At 68.6% G+C, this 26,392-nt stretch carries 29 protein-coding genes; 14 read left to right on the top strand and 15 right to left on the bottom strand.

Annotated features, from left to right (window positions below; translation table 11 throughout):
* Positions 1–1,780 (bottom strand): DUF3556 domain-containing protein (locus tag A5712_RS26460; RefSeq protein ID WP_068112294.1); only part of this gene is annotated, 1,780 nt, incomplete at its 3' end.
* 138 nt (positions 1,781–1,918) lie between these two features.
* On the opposite strand from A5712_RS26460, the gene A5712_RS26455 reads away from it, so the two are divergent.
* Entirely contained in the window at positions 1,919–3,220 is a 1,302-nt protein-coding gene (locus A5712_RS26455; protein WP_068112291.1) for a CdaR family transcriptional regulator, read from the top strand.
* Positions 3,221–3,223: 3 nt separating this feature from the next.
* On the opposite strand, the gene A5712_RS26450 is transcribed toward A5712_RS26455, so the two are convergent.
* Positions 3,224–3,418, bottom strand: a complete 195-nt coding sequence (locus tag A5712_RS26450) for a hypothetical protein (protein ID WP_068112288.1) — start codon at positions 3,416–3,418, stop codon at positions 3,224–3,226.
* 259 nt (positions 3,419–3,677) lie between these two features.
* On the opposite strand from A5712_RS26450, the gene A5712_RS26445 reads away from it, so the two are divergent.
* A complete protein-coding gene (locus A5712_RS26445; RefSeq protein WP_068112285.1) occupies positions 3,678–4,259 on the top strand; it encodes an HdeD family acid-resistance protein in 582 nt (193 codons plus the stop codon).
* Here A5712_RS26445 and A5712_RS26440 read toward each other — a convergent pair.
* Positions 4,256–5,479, bottom strand: a complete 1,224-nt coding sequence (locus A5712_RS26440; protein WP_082973677.1) for a CdaR family transcriptional regulator — start codon at positions 5,477–5,479, stop codon at positions 4,256–4,258. The two genes, A5712_RS26445 and A5712_RS26440, sit on opposite strands and share 4 nt — an antisense overlap.
* 142 nt (positions 5,480–5,621) lie before the next feature.
* On the opposite strand from A5712_RS26440, the gene A5712_RS26435 reads away from it, so the two are divergent.
* Genes A5712_RS26435 through A5712_RS26425 form a run of 3 tightly spaced genes read left to right on the top strand, consistent with a single transcriptional unit; the run spans position 5,622 to position 9,681 of the window.
* Positions 5,622–7,133, top strand: a complete 1,512-nt coding sequence (locus tag A5712_RS26435; protein ID WP_068112283.1) for a long-chain fatty acid--CoA ligase — start codon at positions 5,622–5,624, stop codon at positions 7,131–7,133.
* Between the two features lie 2 nt (positions 7,134–7,135).
* On the top strand, positions 7,136–8,827 hold the full coding sequence (locus A5712_RS26430; protein ID WP_156766779.1) for an alpha/beta hydrolase: 1,692 nt from the start codon (positions 7,136–7,138) through the stop codon (positions 8,825–8,827).
* A gap of 26 nt (positions 8,828–8,853) precedes the next feature.
* Positions 8,854–9,681 (top strand): alpha/beta fold hydrolase, encoded by an 828-nt coding sequence (locus A5712_RS26425; RefSeq protein WP_068112296.1) that lies wholly within the window; start codon positions 8,854–8,856, stop codon positions 9,679–9,681.
* Between the two features lie 95 nt (positions 9,682–9,776).
* On the opposite strand, the gene A5712_RS26420 is transcribed toward A5712_RS26425, so the two are convergent.
* Positions 9,777–10,256, bottom strand: a complete 480-nt coding sequence (locus A5712_RS26420; RefSeq protein WP_068112280.1) for an aminoacyl-tRNA deacylase — start codon at positions 10,254–10,256, stop codon at positions 9,777–9,779.
* Positions 10,257–10,266: 10 nt separating this feature from the next.
* Positions 10,267–11,115, bottom strand: coding sequence for an NAD(P)-dependent oxidoreductase (locus tag A5712_RS26415; protein ID WP_068112275.1), 849 nt, complete (start codon positions 11,113–11,115; stop codon positions 10,267–10,269).
* A 282-nt stretch (positions 11,116–11,397) separates the two neighbouring features.
* Between A5712_RS26415 and A5712_RS26410 the strand changes: the two genes are divergently transcribed.
* Positions 11,398–12,048: a sigma-70 family RNA polymerase sigma factor gene (locus A5712_RS26410; protein WP_173817447.1), complete on the top strand. Its 651-nt coding sequence runs from the start codon at positions 11,398–11,400 to the stop codon at positions 12,046–12,048.
* The gene (rsrA, locus tag A5712_RS26405; protein WP_068112269.1) at positions 12,045–12,347 is read left to right on the top strand and encodes a mycothiol system anti-sigma-R factor; all 303 of its coding nucleotides are present in this window, start codon (positions 12,045–12,047) and stop codon (positions 12,345–12,347) included. Before A5712_RS26410 ends, rsrA begins: the two co-directional genes overlap by 4 nt.
* An 8-nt stretch (positions 12,348–12,355) precedes the next feature.
* Here rsrA and A5712_RS32780 read toward each other — a convergent pair whose 3' ends face one another.
* The gene (locus A5712_RS32780; protein ID WP_003416889.1) at positions 12,356–12,430 is read right to left on the bottom strand and encodes a 50S ribosomal protein bL37; all 75 of its coding nucleotides are present in this window, start codon (positions 12,428–12,430) and stop codon (positions 12,356–12,358) included.
* Positions 12,431–12,596: 166 nt separating this feature from the next.
* Here A5712_RS32780 and A5712_RS26400 point away from each other — a divergent pair, with 166 nt between their 5' ends.
* On the top strand, positions 12,597–12,812 hold the full coding sequence (locus tag A5712_RS26400; RefSeq protein ID WP_067159260.1) for a biotin/lipoyl-binding carrier protein: 216 nt from the start codon (positions 12,597–12,599) through the stop codon (positions 12,810–12,812).
* Between the two features lie 50 nt (positions 12,813–12,862).
* Positions 12,863–14,365: a sensor histidine kinase gene (locus tag A5712_RS26395; protein WP_068112266.1), complete on the top strand. Its 1,503-nt coding sequence runs from the start codon at positions 12,863–12,865 to the stop codon at positions 14,363–14,365.
* 63 nt (positions 14,366–14,428) lie between these two features.
* Here A5712_RS26395 and whiB1 read toward each other — a convergent pair whose 3' ends face one another.
* Positions 14,429–14,683: a transcriptional regulator WhiB1 gene (whiB1, locus tag A5712_RS26390; protein ID WP_066932419.1), complete on the bottom strand. Its 255-nt coding sequence runs from the start codon at positions 14,681–14,683 to the stop codon at positions 14,429–14,431.
* A 269-nt stretch (positions 14,684–14,952) separates the two neighbouring features.
* Positions 14,953–15,918 (bottom strand): diacylglycerol kinase family protein, encoded by a 966-nt coding sequence (locus A5712_RS26385; protein ID WP_068112263.1) that lies wholly within the window; start codon positions 15,916–15,918, stop codon positions 14,953–14,955.
* Positions 15,919–15,987: 69 nt separating this feature from the next.
* Here A5712_RS26385 and A5712_RS26380 point away from each other — a divergent pair, with 69 nt between their 5' ends.
* Positions 15,988–16,419, top strand: a complete 432-nt coding sequence (locus tag A5712_RS26380; RefSeq protein WP_231982249.1) for a hypothetical protein — start codon at positions 15,988–15,990, stop codon at positions 16,417–16,419.
* Here A5712_RS26380 and A5712_RS26375 read toward each other — a convergent pair.
* The 3 genes from A5712_RS26375 to A5712_RS26365 are packed head-to-tail and all read right to left on the bottom strand — an operon-like array spanning position 16,371 to position 18,555.
* Positions 16,371–16,853, bottom strand: coding sequence for a GNAT family N-acetyltransferase (locus A5712_RS26375; RefSeq protein ID WP_068112256.1), 483 nt, complete (start codon positions 16,851–16,853; stop codon positions 16,371–16,373). The genes A5712_RS26380 and A5712_RS26375 overlap by 49 nt on opposite strands.
* Entirely contained in the window at positions 16,850–17,902 is a 1,053-nt protein-coding gene (locus A5712_RS26370; protein ID WP_156766780.1) for an isochorismate synthase MenF, read from the bottom strand. Before A5712_RS26370 ends, A5712_RS26375 begins: the two co-directional genes overlap by 4 nt.
* Before the next feature lie 41 nt (positions 17,903–17,943).
* Positions 17,944–18,555, bottom strand: coding sequence for an acid phosphatase (locus tag A5712_RS26365; RefSeq protein WP_068112249.1), 612 nt, complete (start codon positions 18,553–18,555; stop codon positions 17,944–17,946).
* Between the two features lie 112 nt (positions 18,556–18,667).
* Here A5712_RS26365 and A5712_RS26360 point away from each other — a divergent pair, with 112 nt between their 5' ends.
* Positions 18,668–19,468: a ParA family protein gene (locus tag A5712_RS26360; RefSeq protein ID WP_068112245.1), complete on the top strand. Its 801-nt coding sequence runs from the start codon at positions 18,668–18,670 to the stop codon at positions 19,466–19,468.
* Positions 19,469–19,561: 93 nt separating this feature from the next.
* Here A5712_RS26360 and A5712_RS26355 read toward each other — a convergent pair whose 3' ends face one another.
* Entirely contained in the window at positions 19,562–20,776 is a 1,215-nt protein-coding gene (locus A5712_RS26355; protein ID WP_068112241.1) for a hypothetical protein, read from the bottom strand.
* Positions 20,777–20,790: 14 nt separating this feature from the next.
* Positions 20,791–22,308, bottom strand: coding sequence for a DEAD/DEAH box helicase (locus A5712_RS26350; RefSeq protein WP_068112238.1), 1,518 nt, complete (start codon positions 22,306–22,308; stop codon positions 20,791–20,793).
* Between the two features lie 247 nt (positions 22,309–22,555).
* Here A5712_RS26350 and A5712_RS26345 point away from each other — a divergent pair, with 247 nt between their 5' ends.
* Complete coding sequence (locus A5712_RS26345) at positions 22,556–23,287, top strand: ferritin-like fold-containing protein (protein ID WP_068112235.1); 732 nt, start codon at positions 22,556–22,558, stop codon at positions 23,285–23,287.
* A gap of 1 nt (position 23,288) precedes the next feature.
* Here A5712_RS26345 and A5712_RS26340 read toward each other — a convergent pair whose 3' ends face one another.
* Positions 23,289–24,008, bottom strand: a complete 720-nt coding sequence (locus tag A5712_RS26340) for an MmpS family transport accessory protein (RefSeq protein WP_068112233.1) — start codon at positions 24,006–24,008, stop codon at positions 23,289–23,291.
* A gap of 201 nt (positions 24,009–24,209) precedes the next feature.
* On the opposite strand from A5712_RS26340, the gene A5712_RS26335 reads away from it, so the two are divergent.
* Positions 24,210–24,482 (top strand): DUF3107 domain-containing protein, encoded by a 273-nt coding sequence (locus tag A5712_RS26335; protein WP_068112228.1) that lies wholly within the window; start codon positions 24,210–24,212, stop codon positions 24,480–24,482.
* Here the strand turns inward: A5712_RS26335 and A5712_RS26330 are convergent.
* On the bottom strand, positions 24,469–25,155 hold the full coding sequence (locus A5712_RS26330) for a TetR/AcrR family transcriptional regulator (protein ID WP_068112225.1): 687 nt from the start codon (positions 25,153–25,155) through the stop codon (positions 24,469–24,471). The two genes, A5712_RS26335 and A5712_RS26330, sit on opposite strands and share 14 nt — an antisense overlap.
* A gap of 172 nt (positions 25,156–25,327) precedes the next feature.
* Here A5712_RS26330 and A5712_RS26325 point away from each other — a divergent pair, with 172 nt between their 5' ends.
* Positions 25,328–26,353, top strand: coding sequence for a DUF3152 domain-containing protein (locus A5712_RS26325; protein WP_068112222.1), 1,026 nt, complete (start codon positions 25,328–25,330; stop codon positions 26,351–26,353).
* Positions 26,354–26,392 lie beyond the last annotated feature (39 nt).

Here is a 26,392-nt window from a genome sequence, read left to right as displayed (position 1 = left end):
CCAGCGCGCTTTCCTTAACCGTCGCCGCGCCGAGCAGCGACCAGCCGATCTGGAGCGGGATGGGGCCGTTCGGCAGCCATGGCTGCTCGGCGACCGCGTCGGCCACCTTCCACGTCCCCCGCTCGACGACGCCGAGCGCCGCGTCGATCAGCTTGTAGTGCTGCACGCCGCTGCCGAATGCCTCGGACTCGACCCAGGCGATGACACACTCGCCCGGTTCGAATGCGGCTTCGCTCTGCACGGCGCGGATCAAGTCTTCATTGTGCAGGTGACCGTCGCCAAAGTTAAAGCCGATCAGAGAGTTGCACACGAATTCACCCTCGCGCACGGTGCGGGTGTCGACGTCGGGCAGGCGGTTCAACAGCAGCGACAACAAGCCGCGTCCCTGGCTGTGCATGCTGCGCCAAGCGATCGCCTTCTGCAGGGTGATCTCCGCCCACTTGGGCTCGTAGCCGCCCTTGATGAACTGATCGATCTGGTTTGACGCGGTGCGGGTGACCCGGTTCAGTTTCTGTTCGGCGCCCGGCGTGAACGTCCACAGCGCCGAGGCCCAGTTGCCCGCGTACTGCCGCATCGAGGGCAGGAAGGACACCTTGTCCGGCCGCAGGTTGCCCAGCACCGGGTAGGACAGCAGGGCGGCGGCGATCACGAGGGCGAGCCAGGGTGGCGTCATGTCCCACGGGGCGTAACCGTTCCAGTTCGGGAACCCGAGGAACAAGAAGATCGTGGTGTACGCGAACACGACGTTCCATTCCAGCGGCACCGCCAGCGGGAACGTCGAGATGATGAACAGGTGGAAGCCCACCATCAACATCGCCGCCGCCAGCGTCAGCCACCTGCTCGTCGAGAAAAACAGCACCAGTGGGGCGGCGATCTCGACGGTGGTGCCGTTCACGTGCGCCATGAAGTCCGCGAGCCGCGACGGCCGCATGTCGCGCCCGAAGTCGCGATAGTGCGCCCGGCGCACCCGGGTGGGCAGGTAGATTGTGTTGCTGACCATCGGCGGGATGACGTTGGAGAAGTGCTTACCGAATTTCGAGAACCCGGCACCGATCCACACCACCACGATGAGCAACTTGCACGCGATGATCATGTTGACGAACGGCAATGCGGCGAAGAAGAACAGCGCCGGCAAGTACTGTTCGCCGCGGGCGCCGAGGAAGATGGTTTTGTCGCGCAGCCCGATCAGCACCAGCAGCGCGATCGGCGCGACGAGCAGCGCGGGGTTCACCAACCCGGAAGTGTTGTGGGGCAACGCCTTTGACAGCGAATCGCTGTGCACGCCGGGCGACAGGAGCGCGACGGCGAGGCTGCCCAGCAGCGCCACGTACACCGCGATGTCGAACCAGGTCCGCCGGTCACCGGCGGTGAACGGCACCCACTTCCACGGGCGCAGCCGGATGGTGCCGGGCCGGGCCCAGAACAGGATGCCGCCGGTCATCGGCTTGACCTTGCCGGCCAACGGTCCCCATGAACCGGCGACGCCGATGGCTTCCAGCAGCACCGTCCAGAGGATCGCCTTCTGGTAGACGATCGGTTGGTTCCACCACTGGGTGACGTGCCAGAAGGCGGGCAGCCCCGAGGTCGCCGTCGCGACCGTGATGCCACCGATCGCGAAGAACACGACCAACTTCAGGAGGTAGATGGTGTGCACCATCCTCGGTGAGCCGAAGCCGTTTTCGGCCCAATCGAGGACGAGGATCCGCGTTCGCTCCGTCAGTGGCTTCTTGAGGAAGCTGTCCGGGTCGACCGCTGGGAGAACGGGCTTGGTGAATCCCATTTCCTTCGCTCCTTCGGCGTCGGGAGTAAGCGTGGCCGCAACGCTAGGTTCCGTGTGCGGCGGGACACAGTCGCCGATCGACAAAACCGCTCGCCGGAGTTATCGCCAGAAGACAACGTCGCGTCTAACGTCATTGAGGTGAAGAAATCGCACTTCGACGACTTGAACGTCGGGGTGAGGAGTTGTGTCGCCGAGGTCGCCGGCCGATTGCACGGGCGGTTGGCCGACGCGACGGCGGAGATCCATCGCGCCCTGGAAAACCAGATCCCGGACCTGCCGCGCGATGCACGGATCATGGAGCTGCTCGGTGCGAGCATCGAGGGCAACGTCGACACGATGTTGCACGCGTTGCGCTACGACATCGCGGTCGAGCGCGTCGAGGCGCCGACCGCGGCGCTGGAGTATGCCCGCCGATTGGCGCAGCACGGGGTGCCCGTCAACGCGCTGGTGCGCGCCTACCGGCTCGGCCAGCGCCGCATGAACGAGCTGATCTTCGCCGAGCTGCGCGAGGTCGATATCCCGGACGGGTTGCGGGTGGCGGTCATCGAGACGATGAGCGCCGCGATGTTCTCCTACATCGACTGGATGTCCCAACAGGTCGTCGCCGTCTACGAAGACGAACGCGAGCGGTGGCTGGAGAACCAGAACAGCCTGCGCGGCCTGCGGGTGCGCGAGGTGTTGGCGGCCACCAAGACCGTCGACGCCGACGCGGCCACCACGGCGATCCGCTATCCGCTGCGCTGGTACCACCTGGGGCTCGTCACGTGGTACACGGAGGGCGATGGCGCGGCCGACGACCTGGCCAGGCTGCAACGATTCCTGCGTGAGCTGGGCGAAGCCGTCGCCTCCGACGCCGGGCCGCTGTTCGTGGCCGCCGACCAAAGCTGCGCATGGGGGTGGCTGCCGTACCGTGCCGCGCCGATCGACGCCGCCGACCTGGTCACGAAGATCCGCCGGTTTGTGCTGACCCGTCCGGACTCGCCGAACGTGGCGCTCGGGTCGGCCGGAGCCGGTGTCGAAGGTTTTCGCCGCACCCACCGGGAAGCGATGGAGGCCCGCGGCGTCGCGGCGGCCGGGCGGCGGCCGAACGCTTCGACTCCGACGGTGGTCGCCGCCACCGATCCGGGGCTGTCGGTCGTGGCGGGACTGGGCGGCGACGTCGACCGAATGCGGGGCTGGGTCGCCACGGTGCTCGGTGATCTCGCGAGCGACACCGACAACGACGCGCGACTGCGGGAGACGTTGCGTGTCTTCCTGGGTTGCGGTTCCAGCTACAAGCTGGCCGCCGAGGAATTGAACATGCACTTCAACTCGGTCAAGTACCGGGTCGGCCGTGCCGTCGCGAGGCGCGGGCGGGAGATCGGCACCGACCGGCTCGACGTGGAGGTGGCGCTGCTCGCCTGCCACTGGTACGGAAGCGCGGTGCTGCGCCAACCCTGAGGGTCAGCCCATCGCGGGAGCGGCGACGCGACGAGGCACCGCGAGCCGCGGGAGGCGAACCGCCGCGACCGCACGGAACGGCCGGTAGGTCGGTCGCAGGTCGCGGAAGAAGTGGACGGCGTGAACGGTCACCGGAATCAGCACGGGGGCGAAGATCGCCGTCACGTAGCTCGCGATCACCAGCATTGATTCGAACATGATGTGCCTGCGTTTCCCCGCTGAGCGGAATCGAAGATGTTGCGGTCTGATTCGCGGCAGAACTTAACGGCGCCGGCCGCCGCACGGATGTCGCCGAGCAACGAACTTGCGACGCGTTGTTGTCTTCCGGCGACAATCGGGCGCCGCGGACGACCCGTTATCACAGAGCGCTGCGAGATATTGGCCCCGCCATTGTGCGATACCGAATTGTGTCGCCAAAGACATTTTCTTTACGCAGACGAGGGCGAATCATATTGACATGACGAATACCGATCAGACCGTGTTTGAAGGTCCATTACGGCAGCTTGCCCGCAGTGCTTGGCAGCTGCTCCTGCTCATCGGCCTCGCCGCGGTGGCGCTGGGCGTCATCGTGCTGGTCTGGCCTGGCAAGACGCTGCTGGTAGCGGGTGTCCTGTTCGGCATCTACCTGGTGGTATCCGGCATCGGATACATGTTTGCTGCATTTGGCACGCACGCCGGTGCGGCAATGCGCGTGCTGGCATTCCTCACCGGCGTCGTTTCGCTGGTGCTGGGATTCTTCTGCTTCCGCGATAAATTCGAGGCGATCTGGCTCTTGGCGCTGTGGATCGGCATTGGCTGGGTTTTCCGGGGCATGACGCTGCTCGTCGCTGCGCTGTCCTTTGATCACATGCCCGGACGCGGCTGGCAGGCGCTCTCCGGTGTGATCCTCGTGATCGGCGGCGGCGTGCTGATCATCTCGCCGATCGATTCGATGGCGGTCCTGACCCTGGTGGCCGGGTGGTGGCTGATAGTCATCGGCATCATGGACGTCATCACGGCGTTCCAAACCCGCAGCCGGGCGAAGGCGTTGACCGGCTAGGGCAGTCGCCGCTCGACCTCGAAGGCCAGGCACAGCTCGGCGAGATCCCTTGGCCGCGAGAGGGATCGGCTCGTCAGCTCCTCGATGCGGCGCAACCGGTGCCGCACGGTGTTGGGGTGGCAGAAGATCTTCGCCGCGGTGTCGTTGGCCGAGCCGCCCGCCTCGACCCAGGCCCGGAACGTGTCGATCAGGATGGCGCGTTCCTCGTCGGGCAGTTCGTCGACGCGCGACAGCACCATCGATTTGATCCTGGCCATCGCTTCGGGCGCGCTGACCGCCGCGACGGCGAGCGGGGTGTCGTCGAAAAGGGAGACCAGCGATTCGCCGGAGGGCTTGCCGGTGACCGCGACCCTGGCCAGTCGCAGCGCGTCGCTGGTGTCGGCAAGCTCCTGAAACGCCGGGCTGATGCCGACTCGCGCGATTGCGGCCTGGCGGAGCACCTCGACGAGGGCGTTCAGCCCGTCGGTCGGTTCCGGGCCCCGGAGGTGGACAATGCCCACCTGCAGGTCGGGCAGCAGCCGCCACGCCGACCGGATGTCGCGGGCCGACAGCTTGTTCTCGATCGCCGGCAATCCCAGCTTCCCGATCGCGGGCAGCTCGGCCGCCACCACGGCGTAGGGTCCCGAGGTGGGCAATCGCAGCAAATCGGCTGCCTCCCAAAGGCTTTGGCTGTCGGTGATGCGGTGAGCCAGCAGCGCTTCCACCAACGCCGACCGTTCTTCCTCGCGCTCGAGAATCTGCGTGGTGAGCTGCTGGCGGTAGGCGGTGGCCATCGCCTGGGTGAAGGTGTCCTGTGCGAAGAAGATCCGGGCGGTGGCATCCAAGATGGCGTCGGTCGGTATCGCCGCGGCCCGGGCGACGGACAGGGTCTCCTCCCACGCGGCGCGAAAACCGATGCGATAGGCGGTCATCACCGCCGGCAGCGGCACACCGGCGAGCGCGCGCTCGGTGCCGGTGCGCTCCGCGGGCGAGACGTCGACGTCGGCGCCGCCGGTGAGCGAGTCGAAGATGAACGTCATGTTCGCGACGCAGCTTTCGGCCACTTGTTCCTTCGTGACGACGCTGCCGTCGCGGTAGGCCGCGATCTCGCGGCACAGTTGGTCGGCCATCGCCATCCCCAACTCCGGGGCACGGGCCAGCATGAGCCTGCCGAGTTCCACGACGTGTGGGTCCACCGTTGCGCCCGGCCGGACGCCGCGGCTTTTCGATGCCACGCCCATACCGCAAACCTTATTCCCGGACGCCGGCGAATGTGACGGGTCACAGCCAACCGGCGCGGAGGTTGTTTCGCGCAACATTGTCCCCCAGGGCCGCCCGGATCACGCTTGATGCACGCAGGAAACCACGTCCCGGAGGCACCCCATGACCTCGTTGAGCGCCAACCTCGTCGCATCGAAAGATCGCCACCCAGAACAGGTGGCGCTGCGCTGCGACGACTTGCGGTTGTCCTACGCCGAATTCGACGCCGCCGCGGCCCGGGTCGCGACGCTGCTCGAGCGCGCGGGAATCGGCCCGGGCGACCGGGTGGGCGTGATGCTGCCCAACACGCCGGCGTTCGCCGTCGTGTTCTACGGCATCATGTATCGGGGCGCCGTCGCGGTCCCGATGAATCCCCTGCTCAAACACCGCGAGGTGGCCTACTACCTGTCCAACACCGCCGCCAAGGCGTTGTTCGCGACGCCGGCCTTCGCCGAGGAGGCGACCGGCGCAGCGGCCGAGACGGGGGCGCACTGCTGGATCGTCGACGACGCCGCGCTGGCGGACCTCATCGCCGACCTGCCCGCCCAAACCTCCCCGGTGCCGCGCGACGACGACGACGTCGCCGTCGTCCTGCACACGTCCGGGACCACGGGCAAACCCAAGGGCGCCATGCTGACCCACGGCAACCTCGGTCGCAACGCCGAGGTCAGTATCCGGACGCTGGTCAACCTCGGGCCCGATGACGTGGTGATGGGCTGCCTGCCGTTGTTCCACGTCTTCGGGTTGACGTGCGCCCTCAACGGTTCTGTGCTCGGCGGTGCGACGCTGACGCTCATTCCGCGCTTCGACCCGGCCAAGGCCCTCGAGGTGATCGAGCGGGACGCCGTCACGGTGTTCGAAGGGGTGCCGACCATGTATTCGGCGTTGCTCGGCGTGGCCGACGAGGCGGCGCCCCGGGCGACGCGGAGCCTGCGTACCTGCGTCTCGGGCGGCGCGGCGCTGCCTCTGCAGGTCCTCACGGACTTCGAAAAGGCTTTCGGATGCACGGTTCTCGAGGGGTACGGGCTTTCCGAGAGTTCCCCGGCGGCCGCGTTCAACCATCCGGACCGGCCCCGCAAGGCGGGCTCGATCGGCACCCCGATCGAGGGCGTCGAGATGCGGGTGGTCGGCCCGGACGGGGTCGAGGTCCCGCGGGGGGAGACGGGCGAGATCCAGATCCGCGGCCACAACGTGATGAAGGGCTACTGGAACCTTCCGGACGCGACCAGGGCCGCGGTCACCGCCGACGGCTGGCTCAACACCGGCGACGTCGGGCGCGTCGACGAAGACGGCTATTTCTACATCGTCGACCGCACCAAGGACATGATCATCCGCGGCGGGTACAACGTCTATCCCCGCGAGATCGAGGAGGTGCTCTACGAGCACCCCGCGGTGGCCGAGGCCGCCGTCATCGGCGTCCCGCACGATTCCCTCGGCGAAGAGGTCGGCGCCGCCGTCGCGCTCAAACAGGGCGCGGCCGCGACGCCGGAAGAGTTGCGCGACTACGTCAAAGCGCGGGTGGCCGCGTACAAGTACCCGCGCCTGGTGTGGCTCGTCGACGCGCTGCCCAAGGGACCGACCGGCAAGCTTCTCAAACGCGAAATCACCGCCCCGACAACCGAAAGCACGCGATAGCCATGACCACCCAAACGACCAAGCCCGACGAGCTCGCCGCCCCGCTCGACCTGCTGCTGACCAGCGCCACCAAGCCGTTCGTCAGCCGGATGATGCCCGACGACACCTGGACCCGCTTCGGTGTCAACCTCGCCAAGCAACCCGGCGCGGTCGCCGGCCGGGTCGGCGCGCTGACGCGTGAGCTCGGCGCCGTCGCGGCGGGCAATTCGGAGCGCGTCCCGGCCCGGGCCGACAAGCGCTTTTCCGACCCCGCCTGGCAGGACAACCCGGTCCTGCACCGGATCATGCAGGCCTACCTCGCGGCGAGCGAGGCCGCCGAGGGGCTGCTCGTCGACGCCCAGCTGGATTGGCGGGACAACGAGAGAATGCGGTTCGTCATCGACAACCTTATCGAGGGCCTGGCCCCGAGCAACAACCCGCTGATCAGCCCGCTGGGCTGGAAGGCGATGATCGACACCGGCGGGCTTAGTGCCGTGCGCGGGCTGAAAGCCTTTGCGCGGGACATGCTTTCGAAGCCCAGGGTGCCCGCGATGGTCGAGCCCGACGCGTTCGTGGTGGGCGAGACCGTGGCCGTCACGAAGGGGGCGGTCGTCCTGCGGACGTCGATGTTCGAGCTGATCCAATACGCGCCTCAAACGCCGAAGGTCAACGAGATCCCGTTGCTGATGGTGCCGCCGGTGATCAACAAGTTCTACATCATGGACATCGCCCCCGGGCGCAGCATGATCGAGTACTTCGTCCAGCAAGGGCAACAGGTCTTCGCGATTTCGTGGCGCAATCCGCAAAAGCGGCACCGGGACTGGGGCTTCGACGCGTACGGTGCCGCGATCGTCGAGGCGATGGACGCGGTGCAGAAGATCGCCGGAACCGACAGCACCCACCTGCTGGCCACCTGCTCGGGTGGCATCCTGGCGGCGATGACGGCGGCCCACCTCGCCGACATCGGCGAGGGCGACCGCATCGCGGGCCTCAACCTGTCGGTCACCGTGCTCGACGAGACTCGGGCCGGTTTCGCGGCCGCCATGATGAGCGACCGCGCGGCCCAGGCGGCGATTCGGGTCTCGCGCCGGAAGGGCTACCTGGACGGGCGCGACATGGCGGAGATGTTCGCCTGGCTGCGGCCCACCGACCTGGTCTGGCGCTACTGGGTGAACAACTATGTGCAGGGCCGCAAGCCGGCGGCTTTCGACGTCTTGTTCTGGAACGCCGACACCACCCGGATGACCGCCGCGTTGCACCGCGACATGATCCTGATGGCACAGCGCAACGCCCTGGTCACCCCGGGCGCGCTCACCATGCTGGGCAGTCCGGTCGACCTGGGGAACGTCACCGCCGACGCGTACGTCGTCGGGGGGATCGCCGACCACATCTGCCCGTGGCAGGCTACCTATCGCAGCGCGCGACTGCTGGGCAGCAAGGACAACCGCTTTGTGCTGTCGACCAGCGGCCACATCGCCGCGTTGGTCAACCCGCCCGGCAACCCCAAGGCGTCGTTCCGAACCGGTCCCGTCGATGCCGAAGACCCGAAGCAGTGGCTGGAGTCGTCGCAGAAGTCCAGCGACTCCTGGTGGCCGGACTACGCCGGCTGGCTCGCCGAGCGCAGCGGCCCGCAGGTCGACGCCCCGGCAGTCCTTGGGGCAGAAGGCCTTCCGCCGCTCGGTCCGGCCCCCGGCGGTTATGTGATGGAAAAGTGAGCAAGCGTGGCGCGCCGCGGCGGCGCCTGCGCGTGGTAACGCCGAGCACGATCGGCGAGGAGCGCTATGTCAGCGCGGGCGGTCAGCGGATCCGGGTGAACCTGCGCGAAGGAACGGGCGTGCCACTGGTGCTGTGCAACGGCATCGGCGCCAGCCTCGAGGTGCTCGACCCGCTGGTCGAACAGCTGCCGATGACCGTGATCAGGTTCGACGTGCCGGGCACCGGGGGATCGCCGACCTCGCCGCTGCCGTATGGGATTCCCTACCTCGCCTGGGTTTTGGGCCGGGTGCTGTCCCAACTCGGCATCAGCGTGGTCGACATCTTCGGGCTGTCCTGGGGCGGTGCCCTGGCGCAGCAGTTCGCCTTCCAGAACCCGCGCCGTTGCCGTCGCATGGTGTTGGTGGCGACCGGCACCGGCGTGCTGATGGTGCCCGCTCGCTTATCGGTGCTGTCCAAAATGATTACCCCGCGCAGGTTTTCGGATCCCGACTACGCCGCCTCGATCGCTGGTGACCTCTACGGCGGCACCGTGCGCGCCCACGGTGAAGACGTGGCGCGCCTGTTCGTGCGGCAGTTGCACGCCGGATCGAAGATGGGCTACCTGCACCAACTGCTCGCCGGGTCGATTTGGACGAGCCTGTTCGCGCTGCCCGCCGTGCGGCAGGAGACGCTGATCGTGTCGGGCACCGACGACCCGATCATCCCGGTGGTCAACGCCCACATCCTGCACCGGCTGCTGCCCCATTCCATTCTGCACCTGCATTCGGGCGGTCATATCGACATCGTGCACAACGCGACCGAACTCGCCCCCGTCATCGAGGGATTTCTCAGCGAGGCGGGCGACCGACCTTAGGCTGCAACACCTTTGGCGCGCGAGCCTAACCTGGCTGCGAAATTTGGCGCGGATTTTCGCAGTGCGGTTACGCTCGCGGACCCGGGGGCACGCGCCTAGGCCCGGATGTCCGCGGTGACCGCGCCAGTCAGCCGGATCAGGTCCTGCGGCAAGACGGCGACGTCCCACCCGCGACGGCCGGCGCTGCAGTACACCCGGTCGAAGGCGAGCGCGCCGGCGTCGACGACCGCGGGCAGGCGCTTGCGTTGCCCGAACGGCGACACCGCGCCGACGATGTATCCCGTAGCCCGTTGGGCCGCACCGGGTTCGGCCATCTCGGCCCTGGCCACTCCCAGCGCCGCGGCGGCGGCCTTGAGCGACAATCTGGACGCCGCGGGCACCATCGCGACGGCCAGCCCATTCGGCACGGCGATGATCAGCGTCTTGTAAATCTGCTCCGGCACCACGCCGGCCCGGCCCAGCGCGTGGACCGCCTCCACGCCGAACGACGATTCCCGCGGATCGTGATCGAACTTGACGATCTCGTGCGGCACACCGGCTTTGACGAGCGCCGCGATGGCCGGCGTCGCAGCCACTTTGGGGTCCTTAAGGCCCGGTATACCCCGGCGGGTTGACGCCGTCGACCCAGAAGTCGACGCCGAGCTTGGAGCCGGGGATGCAGTCGTAGACCGACAGATCCTTGACGCCGGATTCCACCAGCACGTCCTCACAGAGCAGCATGTTGCCGGTGTACTCGCGGGCGGGCTTGTTGAGGATGACGTAGGCCGCGTCGGAATACACCTCGGGCTTGCGGGCCCGGCCCATCGCCTCGTCGCCGCCGAGCAGGTTCTGCACCGCGGCCGTGGCGACCAGCGTGCGCGGCCACAGCGTGTTCGACGCGATGCCCGCCTCGCGCATCTCCTCGGCGATCCCGAGCGCGCACAGCGTCATGCCGAACTTGGCCATCATGTAGGCGGTCGGCTTCAACCACTCCTTGCCGAGCAGCACCGGCGGCGACAGCGTCAGGATGTGCGGGTTCTCCCGGCCCTTCATGTGCGCCAGGCAGGCCTGCGAGACGGCGTACGTGCCGCGCACCTGGATGCCGTTCATCAGGTCGAACCGCTTCATCGACACCTCGGTGATCGAGCCCAGGTTGATCGCCGACGCGTTGTTCACACAGATGTCGATGCCGCCGAACTGCTCGACGGTCTTGGCCACCGCCGCCTCGACCGAATCCGGGTCGCGGACGTCCCCGACGATCGGCAGGGCCTGCCCGCCCGCGTCCTCGAGCTCCTTGGCGGCCGTATATACCGTGCCCGGCAGCTTGGGGTGCGGCTCGGCGGTCTTGGCGATCAGCGCGACGTTGGCGCCGTCCTGCGCGGCGCGTTTTGCGATCGCCAGGCCGATTCCACGACTGGCACCGGAGATGAACATGGTCTTGCCGTTCAGGGACATGGCGTCACATTAACGCCACGCCCGAACCGCTCCCGATTCCGCCCGGGAAATAGCCGGCTGCCCCATGCTGTTAAAACAGTCGGTTTCTGATGCAGATGCGCAGCCCGGACGGACACTGTCGGGGGCAGCCTTTAGATTGGGAGGAGCAGTCTGGTGCCAACCGCGACGTGCCTAATGGGCGCTGCCCAGCGGGACGAGCAGTTGACCCGGTCGCTTGCGAGCTCGGCGGCTTTCTGGGTGCCGGCCGGCGACATCGCTGCAGAAGGGACCGTGTTACTGAAGATGGCCGATACCGACGGCGAGGCGACTCTGGGGGCTGCCGAGCCGGCACCGCCGCAGGAGACGGACGAGGAACTCACGGCGCGATTCGAGCGCGACGCGATTCCGCTGCTGGACCAGCTCTACGGTGGTGCGCTGCGCATGACGCGCAACCCCGCCGACGCCGAGGACCTTCTGCAAGAAACGATGGTGAAGGCCTACGCGGGCTTCCGCTCGTTCCGGGCCGGCACCAACCTCAAGGCCTGGCTGTACCGGATCCTGACCAACACCTACATCAACAGCTACCGCAAGCGGCAGCGCCAGCCGGCCGAGTACCCGACGGAGGAGATCACCGACTGGCAGTTGGCGTCCAACGCCGAGCACTCCTCGACCGGACTGCGTTCGGCGGAGGTCGAAGCGCTCGAGGCGCTGCCCGACAACGAGATCAAAGAGGCGCTGCAGGCGTTGCCGGAGGAGTTCCGGATGGCCGTCTACTACGCCGACGTCGAGGGTTTCCCGTACAAGGAAATCGCCGAGATCATGGACACGCCGATCGGGACGGTAATGTCTCGGCTGCACCGCGGCAGACGTCAGCTGCGCGGTCTCCTGGCCGACGTGGCCAAGGAGCGCGGATTCAACCGTGGCCAACATGCGCACGAGGAGGTGCCGTCATGAGCGAGTCTGCCGGCCCTGCCGAGCCCCGCGCCGATGACAGCCATTCCCACGGCCTGGGCTGCGCCGAAGTGATCGCTGAGGTATGGACCCTGCTCGACGGCGAGTGCACGCCCGAGGCGAAGGAGCGGCTGCGCCAGCACCTCGAGGCGTGCCCCGGATGCTTCCAGCATTACGGCATCGAGGAACGCCTCAAGGCGCTGATCGCGACCAAGTGCACGGGCGAGAAGGCCCCCGAGGGCCTCAAGGAACGCCTCCGGCTGGAAATCCGCCGGACCACCATCATCCGAGGGGTGGAGTAGCTACTCCGTCAGGAGTTGGGCCGCTTGCCGTGGTTGGCCTTGCTGTACTTGCGGTCGCGCTTCTTTCGGCCACGCTTGGCCATCTCTTCGAACCTCCGTGATTGGTCGGGCGCCGCGCACCCGTTAGCTTGTCTCACATTGTCTCACGCCCCGCGTGCCGCGGTCCCGGCCGGTCCTGTGGTTCGATATACATGAGCTCAACAGACCAGCAGTCGGCATGCACCAACGGCCAGGATGAGTGGGGTGAAGATGGCGGAGGATGTTCGCGCCGAGATCGTGGCCAGCGTGCTCGAGGTCGTTGTCAGCGAGGGTGACCAGATCGGCAAGGGCGACACGGTGGTGCTGCTGGAGTCGATGAAGATGGAGATCCCGGTCCTGGCCGAAGTCGACGGCACCGTCAGCAAGGTGAGCGTGTCGGTGGGCGACGTCATTCAGGCGGGCGACCTTATCGCCGTCATCAGCTAGCCGCTTGGGCCGTTCGTATCTGCCGCCGGGAATCGACGCGGGGGTGATGGATGTCCACGCTCGGTGATCTGCTCGCCGAACACACGATGCTGCCGGGCAACGCGGTGGATCACCTGCACGCGGTGGTGGGGGAGTGGCAGCTGCTGGCCGACCTGTCGTTCGCCGACTACCTGATGTGGGTTCGCCGCGACGACGGCGTGCTGGTGTGCGTGGCGCAGTGCCGCCCGAACACCGCGCCCACGGTGCTGCTCACCGACGCCGTGGGCAGCGTCGTCCCCGCCGACCGGCTGTCGCTCGTCGCCGAGGCTTTCGACACCGGAGCCGTCGTGCAGGAACACCCTGCGGGCCAACAACATTCGTCGGAGCTGCCCGGCCCGCACGTCGAGGCGTCCCCCGTGCGCTACGGCGGCAACGTGGTCGCGGTGCTGACCCGGCACCAAACCGCGGAAGCCGCCGTCCGCGCGTCCGGCCAGCTGGAGACCGCCTACCAGGAATGCGCCACGGACCTCATGCACATGCTCGCCGAGGGCACCTTCCCCGACGTCGGCGACGTGGTCATGTCGCGCTCGACCCCCCGCGCCGGCGACGGCTTCATCCGCCTCGACGTCGACGGTGTCGTCGCCTATGCCAGCCCCAACGCGCTGTCGGCGTACCACCGGATGGGGCTGACGTCCGAGTTGGAGGGCCGCAACCTGGTCAAGGTGACTCGGCCGCTGATCTCCGACCCGTTCGAGGCGCAGGAGCTGGCCGAGCACGTGCTCGACCTGCTCGCCGGCGGGCGGAGCATGCGGATGGAGATCGACGCCGGGGGCGCCACGGTGTTGCTGCGGACGCTGCCGCTGGTGGTGCACGGTGCCAGCGCCGGTGCCGCGGTGCTGATCCGCGACATCACCGAGGTCAAGCGCCGCGACCGGGCCCTGATCTCCAAGGACGCGACCATCCGCGAGATCCACCACCGGGTGAAGAACAACCTGCAGACGGTGGCCGCGCTGCTGCGCCTGCAGGCCCGCCGGACCGCCAACGCCGAGGGACGGGAGGCGCTCATCGAGTCGGTGCGCCGGGTGTCGTCGATCGCCCTGGTCCACGACGCGCTGTCGATGTCGGTGGACGAGCAGGTGAACCTCGACGAGGTCATCGACCGGATCCTGCCGATCATGAACGACGTGGCGTCGGTGGACCGGCCGATTCGCATCAACCGGGTCGGCGACCTCGGCGTGCTGGACTCCGACCGCGCGACGGCCCTGATCATGGTGATCACCGAACTCGTCCAGAACGCGATCGAGCACGCCTTCGACCCGGCGGCCCAGGAAGGGTCCGTCACCATTCGCGCCGAGCGCTCGGCGCGCTGGCTCGACGTCGTCGTGCACGACGACGGCCGCGGACTGCCCGACGGGTTCAGCCTGGACAACTCCGACAGCCTGGGCCTGCAGATCGTGCGGACCCTGGTGTCGGCGGAGCTGGACGGGACGCTGGGGATGCGGCACGCCCCGGCCCGCGGCACCGATGTGGTGTTGCGGGTGCCGATCGGGCGGCGGACAAGATTGTTGATATAGACGGACGCCTACACAACGGTGCGGCCCCGACGATTGTCGGGGCCGCACCGTATGCAGACTGCGTCAGACTCCGCTGCGTGCCTTCGTCCGGGCGTTGCGACGCTTGAGTGCGCGCCGCTCATCTTCGCTCATGCCCCCCCAGACGCCCGAGTCCTGGCCGGTGTTCAGGGCCCACGACAGGCATTCCGTGGTCACCTGGCACCGATTGCAGACCAGTTTCGCGTCAGCGATCTGCGCGAGCGCCGGGCCGCTGTTCCCTACCGGGAAGAACAGCTCCGGGTCCTCGTCGCGACAGACCGCCTTGTGGCGCCAATCCATAAGTTGTTACTCCTCACTGAGTGCGCAGCAAGGCGCACGGTCTTTTTCTTCGGCTGTTAAAGCGTGCACAAGAAAAGGGTCCGCGCCCCTACATGAATTTCTGCATGCAACCTTTCGATCGTTTCACAGGCTCTACAGATGTCAATAGTCGTGCGTAGCTCGTGGGCTATCTCACTTCACAGACTTCTTATTCGAGCCCTTAGTCCGTTGTACTACACTGCCGGGCGATTTCCCCTGTGATTTTCGTCCGGTTAGCCGGTCTGTGCAGCTCAGAGGTGGTTTTTTCCGGGCGGTGCGACCACCGGCAGCGCATCCGGGACCGTCCTGAAAGTCATGGTCTGGCGCAGGCCGAGGTAGTCCCCGTCGAACTGGCTCGCCACCGGGCCGTCGGTCGAGGTCACCCGCAGGCAGGTGGCGTCGTCGTCGCGGATGAGCTGTTTCGGTTCGCCCTTCGGACCGTTGCCCAGCAGCTGGCTGACTAGCCGCAGCGTGGGGAACACCTTCATCTCGGTGAGTGCGAACACCCCGAGGCCCGACTCGAAGCTGCAGCCGGGGTTGGTGACCAGCGGGCGGCTGTTGCTGTAGGTCCACGGGCTGGTGTTGGACACCCACGCGAAGTGCACGCCGCTGACGGGCTCGCGGCCGGCCAGCTCCACCGTCAGGATCGGCGCGCGACGGCGAAAAGCCAAGGTGACGGGGATCGCCACGCGCCAGTAGCGCAACGGGGTGACCTTGACGCCCTTGTTGCGCTGCCTTTCCACCGCGGCCACCACCTCCGCGTCGACGCCCATCCCGGCGTTGATCACTGCCCACTGCTCCCCGCAGTCGATCAGGCTGATGCGGCGCCACGTCTGGTGACCGCGGTAGTCGTCGAGCAGCTGGATGAGCTGGTTGGTCGCGGCGACCGGGTCGGGCGAGATGCCCAGCGAGCGGGCCAGCACGTTCGCCGAACCGCCGGGCACCACCGCGAGGGCGGGCACGTGCCCCGAGGCCGCCGTGCCGGGGCGGCCCAGCAGGCCGTTCACCACGCCGCTCACCGTGCCGTCGCCGCCGTGCACGACGACCAGGTCGACCCCGTCCTCGACCGCCTTGTGCGCGAGTTCGGTGCCGTGACCCCGGTGACCGGTGTGTTCGACGGTCAGCTGCAGGCGGCTCTTGAGCGCGTGCGCGAGAAGGTCGCGACCGGCTGCGGTGGTGGACGTGGCTGTGGGATTCACGATCAGCACGGCGCGCATGATCCACGAGCTTAGGCGGGGCCGTTATGGCCCCGCTGTGCGGCAATGGCCCGTGACTACGCTGGCGCTGTGAACCCGCGCGCCCCGTCCGCCGTCCGCGCGGCGGGTGTGATCGTCGCGGTAGAGGGTGTGGCGGCGCTGCTCATGGCGGCGGTGCTGGTGGTGCGGGGAATCGCGGGGGCCGACCAACGCGTGGTCAACGGGCTGGGCACGGCCGTGTGGTTCCTCCTCGTCGGCGCCGTGGTGCTCGCCGCGGGGCGCGCGCTGGTGCTCGGCAAGCGCTGGGGCCGTGGGTTGGGCGTCTTCACGCAACTGTTGTTGCTGCCCGTGGCGTGGTACCTGGCGGTCGGCTCGCACCGGCCGGCGTTCGGCGTTCCGCTGGGCGTCGTGGCGCTGAGCGTGTTGGTCTTGCTCTTCACTCCGGCGGCGGTGCGTTGGGCAGCCGGCCGCGATCAGGGCCGCTCCGCCAGCTCGGCCAACGGCGGGCCGGACAGCCGGTAGGTGGTCCATTCGCGCTGCGGCGCGGCGCCGACGCCGTCGTACAGCGCGATCGCGTCGACGTTCCAGTTCAGCACCGCCCACGACAACCGGGTGTAGCCGTTGTCGAGGCACTCGCGGGCCAGCGCCGACAGGAGCTTGCGGGCCAGGCCGCGGCGGCGAAAACCGGGCCGCACGAACAGGTCTTCTAGGTAGATGCCCGCCACCCCGTCCCAGGTGGAGAAGTTCATGAACCACAACGCCATCGCGGCGACTTCGCCGTCGACCTCGGCCACGTGCCCGTGCAGGATGGGTGAATTGCCGAAAAGCGCTGCCGAAATTTGCGTTTCGGTGACGGTACATTGCTCGGGGGCACGTTCGAATTCGGCGAGCGCGTGAATCATGTCGGTAATATCGCCGGCGTCCGCCGGGTTGGTGCTGCGGATGTTTTCCGTCATTGCCCGGCTCCCAGCGCGCTCAAAATGGTGGCGAATTTCGTTGTGGTTTCGGCGAGTTCGGCGTCGGGGTCGGATTCGGCGACGATGCCCCCACCGGCGCGCGCGAGCGCGGTGCGGCGGTCGGCCGACAGCTGCGCGCAGCGCAGCGACACCACCCAGCGGCCGTCGCCGCCGGCGTCGCACCAGCCCACGGCTCCCGCGTAGAAGCCGCGGTCACCCTCCAGCTCGGCGATGAGCTCGGTCGCGGCCTTTGTCGGAACGCCGCCGACCGCCGGGGTGGGGTGCAGGGCCAGCGCCAGATCGATTGCGGTGGTGGACTTGTCGCGCAGGCGGCCACTGATCGGGGTGCACAGGTGCCAGACCGCCGCGGTGCGGCTCAACTGGGGTTCTTCGGCGATGGTCAGTTCGTCGCACAGCGGTTCCAGCGCCGCCCGCATGGTGTCGATCACTAGGCGATGTTCGTGGCGGTCCTTGGCGGAACGGGCCAGCGCGGCCCCGTTGGCCGCGTCGGCTTCCGGGTCGGCGGCCCGCGGGGCCGAACCGGCGAACGGCTGGCACACCACGCGATCGCCGGTGCGCGCGACCAGAAGTTCGGGGCTGGCGCCCACCAGCGCCACGCCCGCGTAGTCGTCGCCGGCGGCACTCAGGTCCACGAGGTAGCCGTAGGCGGCCGGGTCGGCGGTGACCAGCCGGCGCAGGATCACGCGGGCATCCAGCGGCGCGTCGGCGACCAGTTGCAGGGCGCGGGCCAGCACCACCTTGTGCAGCGGGTTGGCTTCCGCCGCCAACTCGTCGCGGGCGCGAACGATCCGGGCGCGGTAGTCGGCCGGCGGCGGGACCGCGGCGGCGACGCGCACCGGCGGCAGCGGGCCCGCCGGCCAGTCGGGCGGCCCATCGGTGGAACGGACGGCGCCCGGCACCAGCAGGGCTGCGGGCCGGCTCACGTCGAATGGCAACGCGCCCAACACTATTGGGGCGGATCCAGACCCCAGCGCCTCCTGGGCAGCAGCGACGTCGCTGTAGCTGGTGCGCACCCCGTCGGCGACCATCGTCCCCTGGGGCCCGCACAGCGCGAACGGCGGTTCGGCGCTCACCCGGGTGCGATCGCCTGTGGGTTGCCCGTCAGCCCGAGCGCCATGAGCTGTCGCACTCCGTGCTCGAACCCGCACACGGCGAACGAGCCGGCGAGCATCCAGAACCGGCTGCCCTCGACCAGCGGCAACTCCACCCAGCGCGTGATCACCGAGCGGGAGAAGTGGCTGTGGCCGACGAACACCACGTCGCGCGTGCCCATGTGCCCCAACGCAAATTCGACGGCCTTGTCCGCGCGGTCGCTGACCTGCGCCACGCTCTCGCCGCCCGGGCATCCGTGCGTCCACACCAGCCAATCAGGGTCGGATTCCCGGATCTGCGGGGTCGTCAGCCCCTCGTAGTCGCCGTAGTCCCACTCGGCGAGCATGGGGGACACCTCATCGACGGTGAGGCCGGCCAACTTGGCGGTGGTCAGCGCTCGAATGCGCGGGCTGCTGACGACGAGCGGGTCGGCGAGGTGCAGTTCGCTGAGAACGCGGCCGGCGAGCTCGGCCTGGACCCGGCCGTGATCGGTGAGCTCGAGGTCGGTGCGACCCGTGTGCTGGCCCGATTTGGACCACGGTGTCTCGCCGTGGCGGAGCAGCACCAGCCGGTGGTTGTAGATGCCCATGCCGACCGATTCTGCCGGACGACATCCCGGGCCGTTTGCTTAGAGCGCATGGCCACCGAACATGCCAGGATGGGCACTGTGACCGTGGCAACACAAGGAGGGGCGGGCGCTAGTGAGTAAGACCCGGGTATTGGCGGTGGCCAACCAGAAGGGCGGGGTCGCCAAGACGACCACGGTCGCGTCGCTTGGGGCGGCGATGGCGGACGAGGGCCAGCGGGTGCTGCTGGTGGACCTCGATCCGCAGGGTTGCCTGACCTTCTCGCTCGGCCAGGACCCCGACAAGCTGCCGGTGTCGGTGCACGAGGTGCTGCTCGGTGAGGTCGAGCCGAACGCCGCGCTGGTGACCACGATGGAGGGAATGACGCTGCTACCGGCCAACATTGACCTCGCGGGCGCCGAGGCGATGCTGCTGATGCGGGCCGGCCGCGAATACGCGCTCAAACGCGCGCTCGCCAAGCTCGCCGACCAGTTCGACGTGGTCGTCATCGACTGCCCGCCGTCACTGGGCGTGCTCACCCTCAACGGGCTGACGGCGGCCGACGAGGTCATCGTGCCGCTGCAGTGCGAGACGCTGGCGCACCGCGGCGTCGGTCAATTCCTGCGCACGGTCGCCGACGTCCAGCAGATCACCAACCCGGACCTGCGGCTGCTGGGCGCCTTGCCGACGCTGTACGACTCCCGCACCACCCACACCCGCGACGTGTTGGTCGACGTCGCCGACCGCTACGGAATGCCGGTCCTCGCCCCGCCGATCCCGCGTACGGTGCGGTTCGCCGAGGCGAGCGCCTCGGGGTCGTCGGTGATGGCGGGGCGCAAGAACAAGGGCGCGGTGGCGTACGCCGAGTTGGCGAAGGCGTTGCTCAAGCACTGGAAGACGGGCAAGCCGCTGCCGACGTTCGCCGTCGAGATTTGACAGCTTTCCGTGTGAACTGACGGCTTTCAGTGTGAGCTGACGGCGCGGCCGCTCGGCGTGTCGCCGTCCGGGATTCACACGCGACGGCCGGGCTCAGCCCAGCGCCACCACGGTGTCACCGCGCTGCTCGAACACCCGCGATCCCGAAGCGGCCGGGACCACCGCGGCGGAGCTGGGCGCCCGGTTCACCGGGATGTAGCGCTCGTTCGCGCCGCTGAGCGGGTCGTAGACGCCGATCGCCCCGGTGACCGGCACCAGTAGCCGGCCGGCCATCATGACGCCCGGGCCCAGCGGCGCGGTCGTCTCGCCCGCGGCGATCGTGTAGCGCAGGGTCAGGTTGCTCGCCTCGAACACCATCAACGAATCGCCGGTCCACCAGGTGACCAGGTTGCCCGTCTGCGACACCGCCGCCGATTTCGTCGGTGGCTTGGCCAGCAGCGTGCTCGCCACGGTCGTGCCGGTGTCGTCGACGACCTCGACCCTGGGTTGCGGGGACGGCAGATACACCGCGGTGTTGTTCTCCCAGACGGTCAGCACCCGGGCGCCCGAATTCGCCCCGATCCCGGGTTCGGCCACGACATGTTGCTGGGGTTCGTCGTCTTCCTTGCCCGGGCGCAGCAGGACCAGCCGCAGGTCGGCCTGTTGGGCGCAGCTCTCCAGCACCGACACCGCCGACGAGCTGGCCGCCGCCGAGATCAGCCGGCACCCCGAGTGCAGCCCGCGCGCCGACGGCTTCACCCGGGCGTCGGTCTCGCCGTAGGCCAGCATCCGGACCATGTCGGAGCGCCACAGCTCGAGCCGGGTGTCGCCGGTTGACAACACCGTCGTGCCGTCGGAGGAAAGGCGCACGCTTGGGTCGGCGTAGCCGCTGCGCGCGGCGCCGCGCCGGCCCGTGGCGCCGTCGAGCGTGCTGACCTGCCCGCACCCGCGGTCGTCCTTATAGACGGCGACGGCGTAGTGGTAGACCCAGGACAGCCCGCACAGGTCGGTGTCGCGCGCGTAGCTCCAGCGAGACTGGCCCGTGCCCGGGTCGCGCCCGTCGACCTGGCGGCCGTCTGCGGTGGCGATAGTCCCGCTGACCACGACGGGCGCGGTGGTGCCGGGGCTTCGCGCGGTCCACAGCTGCTTCAGGGCGGCCGGGACTTCGCGGGCGGGCGTCGGGGCCGGTGCCGGGGTAGCCGCGGGGCGGCTGACGGTGGCCCGTGCGTCGCTGGTCCACCAGATCAGCGCCGCCACCAGGGCGACGACGATCGCGATCGCCGCCGCGGCCAACATGTCGCCCTTGGTGCGGCGCTCCGGTTTGACCATGCGGCGGCGCGGGCTCAGTTGGCTGCGGCGGCTGCGGTGCTTGGAGTGTCGGCCGGCTTGCGGCGCCGACGGCGGCGCCGGCTGCTCCCGGAGGTGCCGGTGGGCGCGCCGGACGTCGTCTCCGCGGGGGTTTCGCCGTTCGTGGCGGCGGGGTGCGCGCTGACGGGCTGGCCGCCGCGGGTGCGCCGTCGCCGCGCGCCGGAGCGCGAGCGGCCGGACTTCTCCGCCTTTTCCGACCCCTGGCGGCCGTCGCGTTCGGTGTCGCGGCGCTTGACCGGTGACTTGCGCGGCGAGCCGATCGTGCCGCCCGCCTCGGTGGGGATGCCCAGCTCGTCGTAGAGGTGCGGCGAGCTGGAGTAGGTCTCGGCGGGGTCCGGGGTCTCCAGGCCCAGGGCCTTGTCGATCATCGTCCAGCGGGGCAGCTCGTCCCAGTCCACCAGGGTGACCGCGACCCCGGTCTTGCCGGCGCGCCCGGTGCGGCCGATCCGGTGGACGTAGGCCTGTTCGTCCTCGGGGATCTGGTAGTTGATCACGTGGGTGACGTCGTCGATGTCGATGCCGCGGGCGGCCACGTCGGTGGCGACGAGCACGTCGATGTCACCGGTGCGGAACGCCTTGAGCGCCTTCTCCCGGGCGATCTGGCCCAGGTCGCCGTGCACGGCGCCGACCTTGAAGCCCCGCTCGGCCAGTTCGTCGGCGACCTTCTGGGCGGTGCGCTTGGTCCGGGTGAAGATCATCGTCGCGCCGCGGCTCTCGGCCTGCAGCACGCGGCTGACCAGCTCCACCTTGTCCAGCGCGTGGGCCCGGTAGACGAACTGCTCGGTGGTGTCGTGCGTGGCCGCGGAGTGCGGCGCCTCCGCGCGGATGTGGGTGGGCTGGTTCATGAACGTGCGGGCCAGCGTGATGATCGGGCCCGGCATGGTCGCCGAGAACAGCATCGATTGCCGGTCTTCGGGGATTTGCCGCAGGATGCGCTCGATGTCGGGCAGGAAGCCCAGGTCGAGCATCTCGTCGGCCTCGTCGAGCACCAGCATGGACAGCCCGCCCAGCTGCAGGTGGCCCTGCTGAGCCAGGTCGAGCAGCCGGCCGGGGGTGCCGACCACGACGTCGGCGCCGGTCTGCAGCGCCTCGATCTGCGGCTCGTAGGCCCGCCCGCCATAGATCGAGACGACGGAAAGACGGCGGTCGTCGTCGGCGGTCAGGTATTTGGCGGCGGCCGCCAGGTCCTCGGTCACCTGCAGGCACAGCTCGCGGGTGGGCACCACGACCAGCGCGCGGGGCGTGCCGTTGAGCGGCCGGACGCCGGCGCCGGCGGTGATGCGCTGCAGCAGCGGCACGCCGAACGCGAGGGTCTTGCCCATGCCGGTGCGGGCCTGGCCGATCACGTCGTCGCCGGCGAGGGCCAGCGGCAGGGTCAGTTCTTGGATGGCAAACGGGCTCTCGATGCCCTTTTCCGACAGTGCGCGGACGATTTCGTCGCGGACGCCGAGTTTGGCAAAGGTGAGTTCAGTTGTGCTGGTGGGTGCGGTCATACGCGGATGAAAGCCTTTCGGTGACGTTATTCGCCTGTTGTGTCGGTGTTCTCTGTCGCGGTCACGCGCGCACGAGTTCCGACTACGAATACGTCGCCGAGTCGCGGCCCGAAGATCCTGGGCCAGCTGTGCACGCACATTTCGCAGATACTGGCGGCGATAAAAATTCAGCCAATACCTGCATCCATGATAGCTGGTCGAAAGCTGGCGCCCATTTGGTGCTAAACCCGCCGACTAGAGTGTTGCCATGACCCCGCCCCTTTCCGGGCCCTCCGGAGCCGACCTGGAAGCCGACCTGGAATCCGATCAGGCGGCCGATCCGCCGGCCTCCCGGCTGTCGGCGGATCACCCTGGCGTCAACGAGTTGTTCGCGGTGCTGGCCTACGGCGAGGTCGCCGCGTTCTACCGGCTCACCGACGAGGCGCGGATGGCCCCCGACCTGCGCGGACGGATCTCGATGGCGAGCATGGCCGCCGCAGAGATGCAGCACTACGAGCTGCTGCGCGACGCGTTGGAACGCCGCGGGGTCGACGTGGTGCCGGCGATGGCGAAGTACGTCTCGGCGCTGGAGAACTACCACCGGTTGACCATGCCCAGCACGTGGCTGGAAGCGCTGGTGAAGACCTACGTGGGCGACGCGCTGGCCGCCGACCTCTACCTGGAGATCGCCGACGGGCTGCCCGACGAGATCGCCGACGTGGTGCGGGCCGCGCTGTCGGAAACCGGGCACTCGCAGTTCGTCGTCGCCGAGGTGCGGGCCGCGGTGACGGCCAGCGGAAAGCAGCGCAGCCGGCTGGCGCTGTGGTCCCGCCGGCTCTTCGGGGAGGCGATCACCCAGGCCCAGTACGTGCTGGCCGAGCACGACGAGCTCGTCGACCTGGTGGTGTCCGGCCCCGGCGGCCTTGGTCAGCTCAGCGCGTTCTTCGACCGCCTGCAGCAGACGCACGACCGGCGGATGCGCGAACTCGGCCTGAGCTGATCTAGCGGGTGCAGGTCGCCATCACGCCGTTGTTGGCCGACGCCACCACCGGCTGGCCGGCGGCGTTCACGATCGCGCAATTGAGCCGGCCCATGAAGCTGGTCGCGACCACCGACTCCGTCGTCACACCCGGGTTCAAAACGACCACCTTCGACCACGGCAGCGACACGTTGAACTCGGTCTGCGGGTAGCCGCGGGCGTCGGTGTACACGACGTTGACCAGGTCAAGCAGCTGTTTCGTCCCCGTGACGCTGTAGATCACGGTGCGCGGGTTCAGCGCGACCGGCGGCGGTGCGCCCGGCGGGGGCGGCGCCGCGGTCGGCGTCGGCAGCAGGGTGGTGGACGCGCTGGGCGGTGGGGCCAGGGTGGTCACCGTCTCGGGCGGCAGGGGTGTCTGGGAGGGGCTCGCCGACGGGCTGGGCTGCGCGATTGGGGTCCGGGGCGCGGGCGGCGCGGAGGTCAAAGGCCGTGGCGGCGGCGCCCCGACGGTCGCCTTCGTCGACGCGCTGTCGCCGCTGTTGATGATGACGGCGGTCGCGACGGCGCCCAAGGCCACCACCGCGCCCAGGATCGCGGCGGCGGGGCGCCAGCGGGTGTCGGCGGGCCAGGCGAGGTCGCCGTAGCCGCCCAGGTCCTCGGTGTCGGCTCCGTCGTAGTCGTCGTCGGGGTAGTCGTAAACCGGGCCGAGACGATCGGTGAGCATGTTTCTGATGGTGCCGATGTTACCGATGTGACTATGGGCGGCCGGGCGACGAACGCCATGTTGGCCGAGCTGGGAGCGAATCGTTATGTTCGGTCGGGCCGCGGTTCGCTTACCGCGAACCGGGGGGCCGGGGAGACATGCGGTGAAGGCGCGTCCACTAGCCTGCTGCTGACACGTCTGACGACTTCAACGCCATTGATACGAACGGAAGGGGCCACCGTGGAGGTCAAGATCGGTATCACGGACAGTCCGCGGGAGCTGGTCCTGTCCAGTACGCAGACGCAAGCCGAAGTCGAAGAGCTCGTGGCGGGCGCGCTGCGCGACAGCTCGGGCCTGCTCAGCCTGAACGACGAGCGGGGCCGACGCTTCCTGATCCAGAGCTCCAAGATCGCCTACGTCGAAATCGGTGTCGCGGACGCCCGCCGGGTCGGGTTCGGTATCGGGGCCGAGACGGCCGGCAAGCACGCGGGAAAGGGCGCTAAGGGCGAGTAAGCGGCACGTGTGACAGCCCGCCCCAGGCGAACTGCACGGTGCCGTCGACGGCGTCGGCCTTGGAGATCGGGCGGTCGGAGTCCAGCCAGTACCGGGCGCAGTCGACGCTGATGCCGACCAGCCCCACCGCGATCATCCGGGCGCGATGCGGGTCGAGGCCCGAATCGGCGCTGATCAGATCGAACACGGCGTCGGTGCAGGATTCGGTGGCGACCCGCACCTGCGCGGCGACCTCGGGCTCGGTGACGTAGTCGTTCTCGAAGATCAGCCGGTAGCCCTGGCTGTCGTGCTCGATGAAGTCGAAGAACGCCTGCACGGCCGCGTGCAACCGCCGCCGGTTGTCGGTGGTGGTGCTCAAGGCCTGCTGCACACCGGAGACCAGGTTGTCGACGTGCCGGTGCAGCACCGCCAGGTACAGCTCAAGTTTGCTCGAAAAGTGTTGGTACAGAACCGGTTTGCTGACACCGGCCCGATCCGCGATTTCGTCCATGCCGGCCGCGTGATAGCCGCGGTTGACGAAGACGTCGCTGGCGACGATCAGCAGTTGGCCCCGCCGCTCGTCGCGCGGCAAGCGGTTGCCCCGCCGGTTGGCCGTCACGACGCCATCGCCCGGCCGACTACGTTCGGCCGGCTTGACGGCGCGTCGTGCCGCCGGCTTGGCGAGATCGCTCATCGGGTCCTCATTTGGTTTGTCGCCGCCGCTCGCGGCTCGTCGCAAAGACATTACTACCCATGGTGCGTTCGCGATCGTCATCGCCGCCGTCGCCGCTGGCAGACACGGTGTCGCGCGCCGCATTCGGGCGCGCCAAGGGCGGCCACCGTGCCAGCTGTGCAATCCTGGGGCAATGACGTCCCAGCGGCCCGTGCGCGGCACCGGTCGGGTTCCCATGGTGCGCGACGAGTGGCGAGAACCACTTCGCGCGCTTCGTGACCCGATCGGCCCGGGGGTCGGACGGACCCGCGCCGACCGCGAGCGGCCGCGCCAATGGCGCAAGCAAACGTGGCTGGGACGGTTCGTCTCGACCTACGGCTGGCGGGCGTACGCGTTGCCCATTTTGACGGTGCTCACCGGGTTGGTGATCTACCAGACCGTCACCGGAACCAGCGCGCCGAAACCGACGGCCGCGCAATCCATCCAGGGCACACCGGACATCGGCGCGGTGGGCACGTCGATCATTGACGCGCCACCCCGCGGGCTCGCCGCCTTCGACGCCAACCTGCCCGCCGGGACGCTGCCGGACGGCGGGCCTTTCACCGAGGCGGGCGACAAGACCTGGCACGTCGTGCCCGGCACGATGCCCCAGGTGGGTCAGGGCACCGCCAAGGTGTTCAAGTACACCGTCGAGGTCGAAAACGGCATCGACCCAACGATGTTCGGCGGCGACGAGGCCTTCGCCGAGATGGTCGACCAGACGCTGTCCAACCCCAAGGGCTGGACGCACAACCCGCAGTTCGCCTTCGTCCGGATCGATAACGGCAAGCCCGACTTCCGGATCTCGCTGGTGTCCCCGGTCACAGTGCGCGGTGGGTGCGGCTACGAATTCCGGCTGGAGACCTCCTGCTACAACCCGGTTTACGGACCTGACCGGCAGGCGCGGGTGTTCATCAACGAGGCCCGCTGGGTGCGCGGCGCCGTGCCCTTCGAGGGCGACGTCGGCTCGTATCGGCAGTACGTGATCAACCACGAGGTCGGCCACGCGATCGGGTACGTGCGGCACGAGCCGTGCGAGCAGCAGGGCGGCCTGGCGCCGGTGATGATGCAGCAGACGTTCTCCACGTCGAACGACGACGCCGCCAAGTTCGACCCCGATTTCGTCAAGGCCGACGGGAAGACCTGCCGGTTCAACCCCTGGCCGTATCCGATCGCCTGACTCGGGCCTCGAGCGTCACGCCAGCGTGACCCTCGGCCT

It is taken from the genome of Mycobacterium sp. E2327 (assembly GCF_001672675.1).
Lineage (GTDB): Bacteria > Actinomycetota > Actinomycetes > Mycobacteriales > Mycobacteriaceae > Mycobacterium.
This window is presented reverse-complemented; position numbering and strand designations above follow the sequence as displayed.